This window comes from Bradyrhizobium sp. USDA 4510 (genome assembly GCF_054059095.1).
Window position 1 is genome coordinate 6,363,104 of record NZ_JBSSBT010000001.1, and the last position, 14,951, is coordinate 6,378,054.

Here is a 14,951-nt window from a genome sequence, read left to right on the forward strand (position 1 = left end):
GGCGATGACGCATGTCACGCTGCGCAGCGAGTTCGAAGACCTGATCGATCCCTACGCGCCGGTCGGCCAGGTCGGGACCGGCTTCGATTTCACGGAGGGACCGATCTGGCATCCGGCCGATCATTTCCTGCTGTTCTCCGACATGCCGGGCGATGTGCGCCGGCGCTGGGATGCGCGGCGCGGCGTCGTCGAGGTCAGGCGGCCATCGAACAAATGCAACGGCATGACCTATGACGCGGACCTCAATCTGATCGTCTGCGAGCACGCGACGTCTTCGCTGATCCGCGAGCGGCCCGACGGGCGGCGCGAGGTGCTGGCTTCGCATTACGAGAACCAGGAGCTCAACAGTCCGAACGATGTCTGTGTGCATTCCTCCGGCGCGATCTATTTCTCCGATCCTTGGTACGGCCGCATGCCGGTCTATGGCGTCGAACGGCCGCGCCAGCTCGGCTTCCAGGGCGTCTACCGCGTGCCGCCCGGCGGCGGCGCGCCGAAACTGCTGGTCGACCGCTACCTGTTCGAGCAGCCGAACGGGCTGTGCTTCTCGCCCGACGAGCGCATCCTCTATGTCAACGACACCGTGCAGGCGCTGATCCGCGCCTTCGACGTCAATGCCGACGGCTCGCTCACCAATCCGCGCGTGTTCGCCTCCGGCATCCGCTCCGAGCTCGAGCCCGGCCTGCCCGACGGCATGAAATGCGACCAGCGCGGCAATGTCTGGGTCACCGCGCCCGGCGGCGTCTGGGTCTATTCGCCCGCCGCCGACCTGCTCGGCAAGGTCCGCCTGCCCGAGCTCGTCGCCAACCTCGTCTGGGGCGGCGCCGACTTCCGCACGCTCTATCTGACCGCGACCCATTCGGTCTATGCGATCCCGACCAAGGTCGGCCCGCGCCACGAGCCCTATATGAGCGGCAAGCGCGGCGGCGCGGGTGCCGCATCGTCCAGGCCTGCGCCGAATCTCGCCGCCGGTGAGATGCAGCTCGATCCGCAACGCTGCGCGATGATCATCCAGGACATGCAGAACGACGTCATCATGGACGGCGGCGCGTTCGCCGAGTCCGGTGCGCCCGCGCACGCCCGCCAGCAGCATGTCGTCGAGAATGTCCGCCGCGTGGCGGAGGCTGCGCGGGCGCGCGGCGTCGCCATCATCCATGTCTGGTTCGTCGTCGAGCCGGGCGCGCCCGGCATCACCTTGAACGCGCCGCTGTTCGAGGGGTTGGTCGACAGCAAGGCGATGGTGCGCGGCAGCTGGGGCGCGGCACCGGTCTCGGGACTCGAGCCGCGCCCGGGCGACTTCGTGGTCGAGAAGATGCGGATGAGCGCCTGGGAAGGCACCCGGCTCGAGACCATCCTGAAGGCAACCGGCCGCGACATGATCATCAATACCGGAGCCTGGACCAACATGTCGGTCGAGCACACCGCGCGCACCGGCGCCGACAAAGGCTATTTCATGATCGTGCCGGAGGATTGCTGCTCGACCATGAATGCCGACTGGCACAACGCCGCGATCAATTTCGCGCTCCAGAACGTCTCCGTCGTGACCAACGCCGACACCGTGATCAAGGCACTCGGCTAGGGAGGCGCGGTGCCGAAGCTGCTGCACCTTAACTGCTCACCGCGCCCCGATTCGGAATCGGCGGCCGGCGCGCGTGCCTTTCTCGATCGCTTCCGTCATGCGCGGCCGGACTGGGAGATCGACGCGATGAACCTCTGGCGCGAGCCGCTGCCGGAATTCGAGGGATATCTGCTCGAGGCCAAATACGCCCGGATCGACGGCAAGAGCTTCACCAGTTCGCAGCACGACGCCTTCGCAATCGTCGAGCGCCTCGCGCTGCGGCTGTCGCTGGCCGATCGCGTGCTGATCTCGACGCCGATGTGGAATTTCGGCATTCCCTACAAGCTCAAGCAATGGCTCGACGTCATCATCCAGCCCGGGCTGGCCTTCCGCTTCGATTCGGCGCAGGGCTATCTGCCGCTGTTCAAGGACCGCCCGACGATCGTGATCCTCGCAAGCGGCAGCGACTTCGTCACCGGCATGAACCGCGGCCGCATCGACATGGCAACGCCCTATCTGCGCGAGGCGCTGCGCTTCATCGGCATCAGCGACGTGCGCTTCGTACCGATCGGCCCTACCACCGGGCCCACCGAGCCGATCCGCGCCGCCCGCGAGGCGGCGCACCGGCGGCTGGTGGAGATGGCGGGGAGGTTTTGACCTGCTCTTACCACATCGTCGTCCTGGCGAAACCCATAACCACCGAATCTGAATGTAAACGAGATCGTGGGCCCAGCGCAGCATCACAATTGTCATTCGGGGTAATGGGTCCTAGGCTTTCGCCACGACGACGACGTGTGTTGACTGAGGTGTGAGCCGTGCATCGGCACCCAGGGGTAGAACCACAGACGCCCTCGGCCATCCCTACGTTTCCGCGGCGGGAAAGACCAGCCTGCACAACAATCCCGGCGCATTGTCGCGCAATTCGATCCGTGCGCCGTGCAGGCTCGCGACCGCCGCGACCAAGCTGAGGCCGAGGCCGTTGCCCGGCGTGTAGCGGCTCTGCTCGAGCCGGTAGAACCGCTTGAAGACGCGGTCGTGCTGCTCGGCGGGTATCCCGGGGCCGTCATCGGCGATCGAAATCACCGCGCCTCGCTCATCGTTGTCGCAGGTCACCGTCACCCGCCCACCCGCGCGGCCATGCTTGATGGCGTTGTCGACGAGATTGGCAATCGCATCGAACAGCAGGTCGCGGTCCCCGGTAACCAGCACCGCCCGATCGCCGGCAAGGTCGAGCCGGGTGGTAACCTCCTCAGCCGCGGCATCGTAGAGCTCGACCACCTCGGCGGCGATCTCGACGAGATTGACGGTGCGAAACGCACCCTTGCGAGCTCGCGTCTCGATCTCGGAAATCCGCGTGATCGACGCGAACATCCCGAGCACCGCGTCGAGATCGGCGATGGTGTCGCCGATCAGCGCAGCATCCCCCTCGCCGCTCCGCGGGGCGTGATAGGCCTTCTCGAGCCGGCCGCGCATCCGGGTCAGCGGCGTGCGCAGGTCGTGGGCGATATTTTCGCTGACCTGCTTGACGTCTCCCATCAAGGTCTGGATCCGGTCCAGCATCAGATTGAGATTCTCGGCGACGCGATCCCATTCGTCATGGCTGCCGCGAAGCGGGATGCGCTGGTCGAGGCCGGAGAGCATGATAGCGCGACTGGTCGCATTGATCGACTCGATCCGGCCGACGGTTCGCCGCGTGACGCCGATGCTGGCAGCAGCCGCAAGCCCGATGATCAGCACGACGACGGCAATGCCGGCGGCCCTGATCTGCGCCATGAAGCCGTCGAGATCGCTGATGTCATGGCCGACCAGCAGCCGATCGCCGTTTGACAGGGTTTCCGTCACGCCTCGCAGCAGGGAGGGGCCCGAGGAAAGCTGTGGCAGGGAGGCACGAAATTCAGCCCATCCCTTCTCGGCAGCGCCCGCCGGCCACTGTCTGAGATTTCCCGCCAGCACGGTCGATCCGGGACCGACTAACAAATACACATGATCGGCAAAGCCCTTGTCCGCGACGCGTTGCGCGATCAACGCGGTCAGTCCATCGCGGCCGGACCGCGCATAGGCATCATCGAGGCTCGCCTGCTCGGTCATGATCGCGCGGTCGGATCTGTCGCGCACATAGGACAACGTCGACCAGTAGACATAGGCGAAGATCGCGGAGACGATCAGGCCGAAGACACCGATGGCGATCAACGCCAGGCGGAACGTCGACGACTTGAGGGTCTTAGCCAGGAGCACGGAGGCAGTACCCGATGCCGCGGATCGTGTGGATCAGCGGATATGCTTGCTGGTCGTCGACCTTGCGGCGCAAACGTCCGACATAGACGTCGATGATGTTGGTCGAGGGATCGAAGTGCAGGTCCCACACATGCCGCAGCAGCATGGCGCGCGACACCACGCGGCCCTCGTTGCGCGCCAGGTATTCGAGCAGCTGGAATTCCTTCGGCAGCAGCGGAATCCTGCGGCCGCGGCGGCTCGCCGTCCGCGAAATCAGATCGATCGCGAGATCGCCGACCCGCAGGATGGTCTCCTTTGCAACGGTCTCGCTGCGGCGGCCAAGCGCCTCCAGCCGCGCCAGCAGTTCGACAAAGGAGAACGGCTTGACAAGATAGTCGTCGCCGCCGGCGCGCAAGCCACGCACCCGGTCGTCGATTTCGCCGAGCGCGCTGATGATCAGGAACGGCACTGCGATGCCGCCGTCGCGCATCTGACGCATCACCGTGATGCCGTCGATGTCGGGCAGCATGCGATCGATGGTGATCACGGCATAGTCGCGCGCCGCACCCTGGCTCAGCGCCTCGCGGCCGTTCGCCGCCAGATCCACATCATAACCGCTGGTGGTGAGCTCCTCGACGAGCTGATCCGCGGTTTCCGGGTCGTCCTCGACGACGAGAATGCGGCGGTGAGCACCGGTCATATTCCTGAACTCTCTGAGTTGTGTCGAACTCTCCGAGTTCTCAAACTCTCCGAGCGGCCGCCCCGCGACGATCGCCGCCAGACTATCCCATTCCGGGGCAGGATGGAACGTCTGGCGACGACCGCGACAACGGTGCGGTTGGTTGGGCTATCACCAATAGTCCCCGCACACATTGACCCATTGCAGACCGTAAGCCGTCCATACCCTGCGGTAGCAGCCGTAGTCATAGCCGGCGTAGAGATAGGGCGCGCCGAAGAATGCGAAGCGATGGAAGCGGTGGTGGCGGAAGAAGCCGCCATGATGGAAGAAGCGCGAACCGTGGAATCTGGCGCCGGCAAAGCGCGGGCCGATCGCCGGTGCACCGACGAAGCGGGGACCACCAACGTGCCCGCCCGCGAAATGCCCGCCGCCGCCCATGGCGGCGAACGCCGCGCCACCGCCACGCATTCCGCCGCCGAAACCACCGCCATGCATGCCGCCGCCAAAGCCGCCACCGTGCATGCCACCACCCATGGCACCCATGGCACCACCGTGGCCGCCACCGAAGCCACCTCCGCCATGTCCGCCACCACCACCGCCGCCTCTGGCGAGGGCAGCGGGTGCAAGCGCAACGCTGACAGCGAGCGTCGCTGCCGTGAGACACGTGAGAAGCCTGTTCTTCATGAAATCCTCCCTGATTGGGACCGCGGCGAACTCGTATCGCCGCACGCGAGCATGATCAGAAGACGCAAGCCGATGCCCGACTTCAACTGACAAATGCGCCAGATTCTGACACCGGATTTAGAATTCGCGTGCCGGCATACCGAGCGGCAGTTGCCCGGACCGGCGCGGCCACGATTGCGTTGGCCGGGATCGACGGACATTTGGCTGGAATCGGCGGATAGCGCTCGTTGAATCGATCGGCCGCGGTTCTTAATCCTGCAGCTGTCGGAGAACAACGACGGCGTCGAGGGATCGCAGACCCGCTTCACAATTTGTCAATCACCGGACTCTGCCCTCCCCGCGGCCGTCATCCAACCCGCGATGCAATCACCTTTCGCCTGGCCTCCCTGCGGGCGCCGGGACGGCGAAGTGCTGACCTTCAGCAAGGAGCTTTCGATGAGCGACGAGACCAAAAGACCGTTTCTGACCCACGCCTCCGGCGCCCCCGTTGCCGATAATGTGAACATCCTGACGGCGGGGCCGCGCGGACCCGCATTGCTGCAGGATGTCTGGCTGATCGAGAAGCTGGCGCATTTTCACCGCGAGGTGATCCCGGAGCGGCGGATGCATGCCAAGGGCGCCGGCGCGCACGGCACCTTCACCGTCACCCACGACATCACGCGCTACACCAAGGCCAGCATGTTCTCGGAGATCGGCAAGCAGACGCCGATGTTCGCGCGGTTCTCGACGGTCGCCGGCGAGCGCGGCGCGGCGGACGCCGAGCGCGACATTCGCGGTTTCGCGCTGAAATTCTACACCGATGAAGGCAATTGGGACGTGGTCGGCAACAACACGCCGGTGTTCTTCTTCCGCGACCCCTTGCGCTTCATCGACCTCAACCACGCCATCAAGCGGCATCCGCGCACGGGGGTGCGCGACCCCGACATGAACTGGGATTTCTGGACGCTGCTGCCGGAAGCGCTGCACCAGGTCACCATCGTCATGAGCGAGCGCGGCATCCCGAAAAGCTTCCGTCACCAGCACGGCTTCGGCAGCCACACCTACAGCATGATCAATGCCGACAATGAGCGCGTCTGGGTGAAATTCCATTTCCGCACCCGGCAGGGCGTTCAGAACCTGACCGATGCCGAGGCCGAGGCGCTGGTCGGCAAGGACCGCGAGAGCCACCAGCGCGACCTGTTCCAGAGCATCGAGCGCGGCGACTTCCCGCGCTGGACGCTGTTTATCCAAGTGATGACGGATGCACAGGCCAAGGCATTCCCGTTCAATCCGTTCGATCTGACCAAGGTGTGGCCCAAGGCGGATTATCCGCTGATCGAGGTCGGGTATTTCGAGCTCAACCGCAATCCGGAGAACTTCTTCGCCGAGGTCGAGCAGGCGGCGTTCACGCCGGCGAATGTCGTGCCCGGCATCGGCTATTCACCTGACAAGATGCTGCAGGCCCGCCTGTTCTCCTATGGCGACGCGCAGCGCTACCGGCTCGGCGTCAACCACCACCAGATCCCGGTCAACGCGCCGAAATGCCCATTCCACAGCTATCACCGCGACGGTGCGATGCGCACCGACGGCAATCTGGGCGCCACGCTGACCTACTGGCCGAACAGCCATGGCGAGTGGACCGATCAGCCGCAGCTGAACGAGCCGCCACTCGAATTGTCAGGCGCGGCCGCGCATTGGGATCATCGCGTGGATGACGACCACTGGCAGCAGCCGGGCGACCTGTTCCGCAAGATGAATGCCGCGCAAAAGCAGGCCCTGTTCGACAACACCGCCCGTCAGGTCGGCAACGCGTCGAAGCACATCCAGGAACGGCACGTCGCGAATTGCAGCAAGGCCGACCCGGCCTACGGCAAGGGCGTCGCGGATGCGCTGGCGAGGTTTGCTGCCGGAGAGCTGTAGCCGGGACGGCCCCCTTCGGCCCCGTCATCCTGAGAGTCTGACTCATAAATCACCCAACCTTAGCTGCGGCCGCGAGTCTGCGGGTCAGGAGCCTGATGTGTGCAATCAGCAGCCAGGCAGCTTCGGTTGCCACCGTCGCCTCGAAATCCTTGGCGAGGCGGCGGCATCTGCCGAACCAAGCGAATGTGCGTTCAACCACCCACCGCCTCGGCAGAAGCTGGAAGCCTTTGACGCCTTGGGGCCGCTCGACGATCTCGACAGTCCATGGACCGCAGTCTGAGAGCGCGTCGAGGAGTTGATTTCCGCGGTAGATCCGGTCGGCAAAGACGTGGCGCAGCCGGGGGAAGTTCATCCGCACGTTCTTCAGCAGCGGTACGGCGCCATGGCAGTCCTGAACGTTGGCCGGATGAACATGAACCCCAAGGAGGAGGCCATTGGTATCCGTCACAATGTGCCGCTTGCGGCCGTAGATGCGCTTGCCTGCATCGTAGCCGCGCGGTCCGCCAGCTTGCGTGGTTGGCGCACTTTGACTGTCGATCACGGCTGCCGTCGGCTTCGGTGTCCGTCCAAGCTTTTTTCGCGCCCGTCGGACAAGCACGCTGACAATCCTCTGCCACCGGCCTGTATCCCGCCATCTATAAAAATAGCCCTGCACCGTCGAATAGGGCGGGAACTCCTGCGGCAACGCCCGCCACTGGCAGCCGGTCGAAACGATATAGAGGATCGCTTCGATCACACGACGCAGCTCCGTCTTACGCGGCCGGCCGCGCCGGTTCGCTCGCGGCAACAGGCGTCTGATCACCGCCCACTCCGCATCGGTCATATCGCTTGCATAACGCAGATCGTCCCGCCGATATTGCTCCCGAGTGATCTTGGTCCAGGGCATCGTGCTCTCCCTCGAATCTTTGCAAATCCGATGGAATCACACCCCACTGAGATCACTCACCCATTTTTCAGTCAGGCTCTGAGGTGCCCGCGGAGCGGGCCTCGAAGGATGAATCGGCCAGAAATGGGGCCGTGCATCCTTCGAGGCTCGCAAGAGCTCGCACCTCAGGATGACGGGGACAGCTTAGGCAACTCAGCCAGAAGCGTCAGGTGGTCGATTTCGAACAAGGCGGCGAACTCGGCTCGAAGCCCTCCTCCGCGGCTCAGGTCGGCTTGCCGCGTCCGTTCTTCTCGGCCGCGCGGCGCAGCGCGTCGGCGAGCGCGCCGCCGCCGGACTGCTCCTGCGGCCGGCGCGGAGCCGACGACGTCATCTTGCCGGAGCCGCGGGAGAAATCGCGCGACGGCGCCGCATTGTCCTTCTTCGGCCCGATCTCGTCGTCAAGCCGCAGCGTCAGCGCGATGCGCTTGCGCGCGACCTCGACGTCCAGCACCTTGACCTTGACGATGTCGCCGGGCTTCACCACCTCGCGCGGGTCCTTGATGAAATTCCGCGACATCGCCGAGATGTGCACCAGCCCATCCTGGTGCACGCCGATATCGACGAAGGCGCCGAATGCGGCGACGTTGGTCACGGTGCCCTCGAGGATCATGCCCTTCTTTAGGTCCTTGACCTCCTCGACGCCTTCCTTGAACACCGCCGCCTTGAACGCCGGACGCGGATCGCGGCCGGGCTTTTCCAGCTCGCGCAGAATGTCGGTGACGGTCGGCAATCCGAACGTATCGTCGACGAAGGATTGCGGCTTGAGACCCCGCACCACGTCGGCATTGCCGATCAGCGCCTTGATGTCGCTCTTGGTCGCCTCGAGGATGCGGCGCACGACCGGATAGGCTTCCGGATGCACGCCGGATGAATCGAGCGGATCCTCGCCATTGCTGATACGCAGGAAGCCGGCGCACTGCTCGAACGCCTTCGGGCCGAGCCGCGGCACCTCCTTCAGCGCCTTGCGCGACTTGAACGGGCCGTTGGCATCGCGGTGCTGCACGATACTTTGCGCCAGTCCCTGGCCGATGCCCGACACCCGCGCGAGCAGCGGCACCGAGGCGGTATTGGCATCGACGCCGACCGCGTTCACGCAGTCTTCCACCACGGCATCGAGCGAGCGGGCGAGCTTGGCCTCGCCGAGATCGTGCTGGTATTGGCCGACGCCAATCGCCTTCGGATCGATCTTGACCAGCTCGGCCAAGGGATCCTGCAGGCGCCGCGCGATCGAGACCGCGCCGCGAATGGTGACGTCGAGGTCGGGCAATTCGTTCGAGGCGAAGGCCGAGGCCGAGTAGACCGATGCGCCGGCTTCGGAGACCACGATCTTGGTCATCTTGCGCTCGGGCAGCCGCTTCACGAGCTCGGCGGCGAGCTTGTCGGTCTCGCGCGAGGCGGTGCCGTTGCCGATCGCAATCAGCTCGACGCCATGCTCGATCGCGAGCTTGCCGAGAATGGCGAGCGCCTCATCCCAGCGCCGCTGCGGCTCGTGCGGGAAAATCGCCGTATGCGCCACCACCTTGCCGGTCGCATCGATCACCGCGACCTTGACGCCGGTGCGATACCCGGGATCGAGCCCCATGGTGGCGCGCGCGCCGGCCGGCGCCGCGAGCAAGAGGTCGCGCAGATTCGAGGCGAACACGCGCACCGCCTCGGTCTCGGCCGCCGTCCACAGCCGCAGCCGCAAATCGATGTTGAGGTGGATCTGGATTTTGGTGCGCCAGGCCCAGCGCACCGTCTCGGTCAGCCATTTGTCGCCCTTGCGGCCCTGGTTGGAGATCGCAAAGCGGTTCATGATCTTGAGCTCGTAGAGGCCGGGCTGGCCTACGACCGGCTCCTGCGCCTCCGGCTTGATGGCGAGGTCGAGGATCTCTTCCTTCTCGCCGCGGAACAGCGCCAGGATGCGATGCGACGGCAACTTCGGCAGCGGCTCGGAGAAATCGAAATAGTCCTTGAACTTCTCGCCTTCGGTCTTCTTCCCGGTGCGGACGGTCGAGGCCATGATGCCGTTCGACCACATCTCCTCACGCAGCGCGCCGATCAGGTCGGCATCCTCGGCGAAGCGCTCGACCAGGATCGCGCGCGCGCCGTCGAGCGCCGCGGCGACGTCGGCGACCTGCTTCTCGGCATTGACGAAGGGCGTCGCGGCCTCGTTCGGATCGCTCTCGGGCTGCGTCAGAAGCTGATCGGCGAGCGGCTCGAGGCCGGCCTCCTTGGCGATCTCGGCCTTGGTGCGACGCTTCGGCTTGTACGGCAGATAGATGTCCTCGAGCCGGCCCTTGCTGTCGGCGGCCATGATCTGAGCCTCGAGCGCGGCGTCGAGCTTGCCCTGCTCGCGGATCGAATTGAGCACCGCGGTACGGCGCTCCTCGAGCTCGCGCAAATACGTCAGCCGCTCTTCCAGCGTACGCAGCTGGGCATCATCAAGCGCGCCGGTGAGCTCCTTGCGGTATCGCGCGATGAACGGCACCGTGGCGCCGCCGTCGAGCAGCGTCACCGCCGCCTCGACCTGTTCGTCGCGAACCCCCAGCTCCTGCGCAATCTGATGATGAATCTTTGCCACGCCTGTCTCTCTGAAATTCCGTTGCGCCGCCGGATCACCGATGGCGCGGAGGTCGCTTATGAACCATCCCGGATTGATTCATCAAGACGCGCTGTGGATCAAATTGGGCGCGGGCTGCAATCTATTTCCGGGATGTTGGCCGTCCGCGGCTTGACAAATAAACCCGCGCCGAATTGCCGCCGAAAATCGCAGCTCTTGCTTCACTTGACAAATCAGCAAGTAGGCACTCCGCGGCTGCGAACCAGTACGCATAGCCGCCGGCGAGGTTGACGACGGGCCAGTCGCTGCCCCACAGCATCCGCTGCGGCCCGAAACATGCCAGTGCATGATCGACGGCCTCGCTGAGATCGGCAACCTGCCAGTTCGGTGCCGCCTCGGTCGCAAGACCCGAGAGTTTGCAGACCACGTTGGATCGTGTGGCGAGGCTTGCGATGTCGTCCTTCCAGGCCGCGATGTCGCCGGTCGCAAGGTGCGGCTTGCCGAAATGGTCGAGCACGAATTGCAGGTCCGGATGGCGATCGACCACCTGAATGAGCCGCGGCAAATGGCGCGGCAGCACCAGCGCGTCGAAGACCAGGTCATGCCGCGCCATGGCCTCGAGCGGCGCCGCCAGTTCGGGGCGCAGCAGCCAGTCGTCATCGGCGATGTCCTGCACCATCGGCCGCAGACCGACCAGGAGCTCGCGCCCGGCAAACGCGTCGATCCGCGCCGCGGCATCGGCGGCGTCGAAGTCGACCCAGCCGACCACGCCGCGCACCTGCTCGGCGCCCTTTGCGGTATCGAGCAAAAATGCCGTCTCCGCTTCGGTCGGCGCGGCCTGCACCAGGATGGTGCCTTCGATCCCGGCCGCGGCGAGATGCGGCGCGAGATCGGCCAGGCCGAAGTCGCGGTAGATCGGCCCGCGCTCGGGCGTCAGCCAGCCGTAATCGGCGCGCGCCAGGGTCCAGACATGGTGATGGGCGTCGATCCGCATCATGCCGGCACCGGCGCATGCTGGTCGAGCAGCCCCTCATTCTTCAGGTCGCGCCACAGCGCGGCAGGCACGGGCGACGACAACGCGGCGACGTTGCGCTCGACCTCCTGCGGCGTCTGCGCGCCGAGCACGAGGCTTGCCACCGCCGGATGGCCGAGCGCGAAATGCAGCGCCGCGGTCGGCAGCGCCACGTTGTGGGCGCGGCAGACCCGATCGATCGCCGCCACCTTCTGCATCACGTCCGGCGGCGCATCCCTGTAATTGTACTTGGCGCCGGCAACCGCGCCGGTCGCCAGGATGCCGGAGTTGAAGACGCCACCGAGCATCATGCCGATGTCCTTTGCTTGCGCCAGCGGCAGGAATTCGGCGAGTGCGGGTTGCTCGAGCAGCGAGTAGCGGCCGGCAAGCAGCATGGTGTCGAACGTTCCGGCCTTGGCGAAGCGCACGCACATCTCGGCCTCGTTGACGCCGATCCCGATGCCCTTGACCACGCGCTCGGAACGCAACTTGTCGAGCGCGACATAGGCGCCCTCCATCGCCGCGCGAAACCGCGCCTCGATCGCGTCAGCTCCGTGGGTCCAGACGTCGACGTCGTGGATCAGCAGCAGGTCGATGCGATCGGTGCCGAGCCGCAGCAGCGACTGCTCCACCGAGCGCATGGTGCCGTCATAGGAATAGTCGAACACCGCGCGATGCGGCGCGCCGCCGGCGAAATTGGAGCCGTCGCCGCGGCCGTGGAACGGGTCCATCCAGCGCCCGACCTTGGTGCAGACGACGACGTCGTCGCGCGCCACGCGGCGCAGCGCGGTGCCGCTGCGGTGTTCGGCGAGGCCATGGCCGTAGAGCGGCGAGGAATCCAGCAGGTTGACGCCCAGCGCAAACGCCCGCTCCGCTGCTGCGATCGCAGCAGTGTCGTCGAGCCGTGCGAACAGGTCGCCGAGCGGTGCTGTGCCGAAGCCGAGAATGGAGACATCGAGCCCGGTGCGGCCGAGCCTGCGGCGTGGCAGTGCCGGGGAGCCTGGATCGGAGGATTGTTGTTGGGTCATTATGGCCTCCCGCCTGCGTTTCTTGTTAGCCCCTCATCAGACTAGCGTCGTTGACCGGGATCGTGAAGAGACCTTGGCGGCCGACGCCGCGGTGTGGTCTCTCATCGCGCACGCACCACATCGCTAAAATGCAATGCACAGCTTCACGTTGCCTATCGGCGGGAAATAGGCTATGGGAGCGCTCCGCAACTTCAACGCAGGAGGCGACGATGTTCAGGTCTGTGCGCTTCCCGGGTTCGCCGCGCGATATTTGACGCGCGTCCCGGGATCGGATCCCGGGTAAAATCGCAACACCCACCCGCAATCGAATCTGCCGCGGGCCTTGGGCTCCGCGCTTGCGGAACTTTTGTCATGACCTCGACGCTTCAGGTGACCTCTCGTCGCGAGCCACACGCTCCGTGCTGCTCGAACATCAGCTGCGGAGGTATCATCCACACGTTCAGGGAAGGGTCCGCGCGCTGCCATGCGGCACACGCGTCTTGCGGACCTTGCTGCGCGCTTTCCTGCGCTGTTGTTCGCGCTGGCGGTCCCGCGAGCCGGGATCGCGTCGGCGCGCGCACGCGCATGCGTCATCGACGGCCGCTCGCTCGCGGACGCCGCGGCCGCGGCGGGCATTCCGCTGTGGCGGCGCAGATTGCCGCAGGAAGCATTCACCGCTCCGATCACGGGACTGCCCGATGACGAGCTGTTTCGCCGGCAGATCGCGAACCACCTGCCGCCGTCACCGAAGCTCGCGCCTATCTGGCTGAAATCCGTCGCGGCGGTTGCCGAGCTCGCCATGGGCCGGCGGCGGTCTGGATCGCGCGCGAGCTGGTCCCAGCGCCGCCGCGCACCCGTGATGCGCATCCGCCTCCGCCGCGTCGTTGCTAATCGTCGGCAACAATCTGATGGGCAAGGTTGTCGACCACCACAGGACTCTCGAAATAGGTCACCGTCGGATCGGCGCCATATTTCTCGCGGGCGCGGGCGCGCCACGCATCGGTGTAAAGCGCCTCCGCCTCCACCCTCGAGTTCCAGAAATAGATACCGCCGGCCGTCATCCCGTCCTCGGACAGCAAATAGGTCTTTCGGAACAGCCCCTGAATGCCGCGATAGATCGGCGCGGTGCTCAGGAAGATGCTGCGGGCTTCCTCGCGCGTGATCGGCTTCGGCAGCTTGAACGTCGTGACAGCGGTAATCATCCGGATCTCCTCGGGTTCATTCTTGACATCATTGTCAATATTGACGATTGTGTCAACAATGAGCCGATGGAGTGGATCGAAATGGTGGGCGTGCGTCAGTTCGACGAGGACGAGATGATCGCAACCGCGCTCGACGTGTTCTGGCGCAAGGGCCTGCACGATGCGACCATGCAGGACCTCGCGGCCGCGACCGGCGTCCAGCGCGGCAGCCTCTACAACGCCTATGGCGACAAGGAAGCGATCTTCCTGCGCGCCTTCGATCAGTATGCCGCGCAATTCCTGGACGCGGCCGGCAGCGCGCTGGCGCAGGGCGATACCTCAGCGAGACTGAGGGACTTCTTTGACATGATCATCGTCAACATGACGAACGGCACGCCGCAGCGGGGCTGCCTGACGACGCGCACTGCGCTGGACGCTGCCATTTCGAGCGCGGATGTGCGTCAGCGCGTGCTGGACGTGCTCACCCGGCTCGAGCAACTGGTCGGCAAAGCCATCAGCGCGGCGCCGAACAGGCGCAGCACGGCCGATGCAAACCGGCTGGCGCGCGTCATCGTGACGTTCACGCGCGGGCTCGCCGTGATGGAGCGCGCCGGATACAGCCGCAAGCAGTTGAGGGAGTCGGCCACCACATTCATCGATGCCGTGATTGGCGACGCCTGAGGCGGCGTCCTTGTCGCGGCGACGGCGTCATCGAATGGGAGAAACCAGCATGCAGGAACGGAACGGCGGCTGCCTGTGCGGCGCGGTGCGTTACACGCTCAAGAGCGAACCGCGGAGCATCGCGATATGTCATTGCACACATTGCCAGCGGCAAAGCGGCAGCCTGTTTTCATTCAACCTCGTGATCCGCGAAACCGACTACCAGCAGTCGGGCGAGACGGTGGCGTTCGTCGACAAGGGCGACAGCGGCCATCCGGTCCATCGTCATTTCTGCGGGCGCTGCGGGTCCCCTCTGCTGGCGAAGACCGCATTGATGCCCGGCAAGGTCGTGGTGAAAGCCGGCACGCTCGACAGCATGGAGGGATTGCAGCCGCAGGCCGAGATCTATACCGATCGCGCCGTCGCATGGCTCGCGCCGATCCCCGGCGCTGCGCGCTTTCCCCGGAACATGTGACCGGATGCGCCGACCACGGGCGCAGCGGGAAACGATTCAGCCTGGCCAGGGTTGCCTCCGTTCCGATTGCATCGGAACGGAGGCTCTCGATTTTGCTTTGACGCGTTTTCCTCACGCG

The 14,951-nt window shown here is 65.3% G+C and carries 13 protein-coding genes; 5 read left to right on the forward strand and 8 right to left on the reverse strand.

Annotated features, from left to right (window positions below; translation table 11 throughout):
• Positions 1-4: 4 nt before the first annotated feature.
• A complete protein-coding gene (locus tag ACVMDN_RS29645) occupies positions 5-1,576 on the forward strand; it encodes an isochorismatase family protein (RefSeq protein WP_141343219.1) in 1,572 nt (523 codons plus the stop codon).
• A gap of 9 nt (positions 1,577-1,585) precedes the next feature.
• A complete protein-coding gene (locus ACVMDN_RS29650) occupies positions 1,586-2,212 on the forward strand; it encodes an FMN-dependent NADH-azoreductase (RefSeq protein WP_141343220.1) in 627 nt (208 codons plus the stop codon).
• Between the two features lie 204 nt (positions 2,213-2,416).
• On the opposite strand, the gene ACVMDN_RS29655 is transcribed toward ACVMDN_RS29650, so the two are convergent.
• From ACVMDN_RS29655 to ACVMDN_RS29665, 3 genes are all read right to left on the reverse strand, one after another.
• Complete coding sequence (locus ACVMDN_RS29655) at positions 2,417-3,790, reverse strand: sensor histidine kinase (protein ID WP_141343221.1); 1,374 nt, start codon at positions 3,788-3,790, stop codon at positions 2,417-2,419.
• Positions 3,777-4,469, reverse strand: coding sequence for a response regulator transcription factor (locus ACVMDN_RS29660; protein ID WP_028333329.1), 693 nt, complete (start codon positions 4,467-4,469; stop codon positions 3,777-3,779). The genes ACVMDN_RS29655 and ACVMDN_RS29660 overlap by 14 nt, the downstream gene beginning before the upstream one ends.
• A 150-nt stretch (positions 4,470-4,619) precedes the next feature.
• On the reverse strand, positions 4,620-5,132 hold the full coding sequence (locus ACVMDN_RS29665; RefSeq protein WP_200844556.1) for a hypothetical protein: 513 nt from the start codon (positions 5,130-5,132) through the stop codon (positions 4,620-4,622).
• A gap of 435 nt (positions 5,133-5,567) precedes the next feature.
• On the opposite strand from ACVMDN_RS29665, the gene ACVMDN_RS29670 reads away from it, so the two are divergent.
• Positions 5,568-7,031, forward strand: coding sequence for a catalase (locus ACVMDN_RS29670; RefSeq protein ID WP_253589226.1), 1,464 nt, complete (start codon positions 5,568-5,570; stop codon positions 7,029-7,031).
• A gap of 49 nt (positions 7,032-7,080) precedes the next feature.
• Here the strand turns inward: ACVMDN_RS29670 and ACVMDN_RS29675 are convergent, their stop codons facing one another.
• From ACVMDN_RS29675 to ACVMDN_RS29695, 5 genes are all read right to left on the reverse strand, one after another.
• Positions 7,081-7,917, reverse strand: a complete 837-nt coding sequence (locus tag ACVMDN_RS29675) for an IS5 family transposase (protein WP_076824982.1) — start codon at positions 7,915-7,917, stop codon at positions 7,081-7,083.
• Between the two features lie 262 nt (positions 7,918-8,179).
• Complete coding sequence (locus tag ACVMDN_RS29680; protein WP_141340393.1) at positions 8,180-10,519, reverse strand: Tex family protein; 2,340 nt, start codon at positions 10,517-10,519, stop codon at positions 8,180-8,182.
• A 121-nt stretch (positions 10,520-10,640) separates the two neighbouring features.
• Positions 10,641-11,495, reverse strand: a complete 855-nt coding sequence (locus ACVMDN_RS29685) for an amidohydrolase family protein (RefSeq protein WP_141340392.1) — start codon at positions 11,493-11,495, stop codon at positions 10,641-10,643.
• Positions 11,492-12,538, reverse strand: coding sequence for an aldo/keto reductase (locus tag ACVMDN_RS29690; protein WP_141340391.1), 1,047 nt, complete (start codon positions 12,536-12,538; stop codon positions 11,492-11,494). The genes ACVMDN_RS29685 and ACVMDN_RS29690 overlap by 4 nt, the downstream gene beginning before the upstream one ends.
• A gap of 866 nt (positions 12,539-13,404) precedes the next feature.
• Entirely contained in the window at positions 13,405-13,719 is a 315-nt protein-coding gene (locus ACVMDN_RS29695) for a monooxygenase (RefSeq protein WP_076826962.1), read from the reverse strand.
• A gap of 66 nt (positions 13,720-13,785) precedes the next feature.
• Between ACVMDN_RS29695 and ACVMDN_RS29700 the strand changes: the two genes are divergently transcribed.
• Together ACVMDN_RS29700 and ACVMDN_RS29705 are read left to right on the forward strand one after the other, a co-directional pair.
• Positions 13,786-14,379, forward strand: a complete 594-nt coding sequence (locus ACVMDN_RS29700; protein WP_057017458.1) for a TetR/AcrR family transcriptional regulator — start codon at positions 13,786-13,788, stop codon at positions 14,377-14,379.
• Between the two features lie 49 nt (positions 14,380-14,428).
• A complete protein-coding gene (locus ACVMDN_RS29705; protein WP_057017457.1) occupies positions 14,429-14,833 on the forward strand; it encodes a GFA family protein in 405 nt (134 codons plus the stop codon).
• Positions 14,834-14,951: the final 118 nt, after the last annotated feature.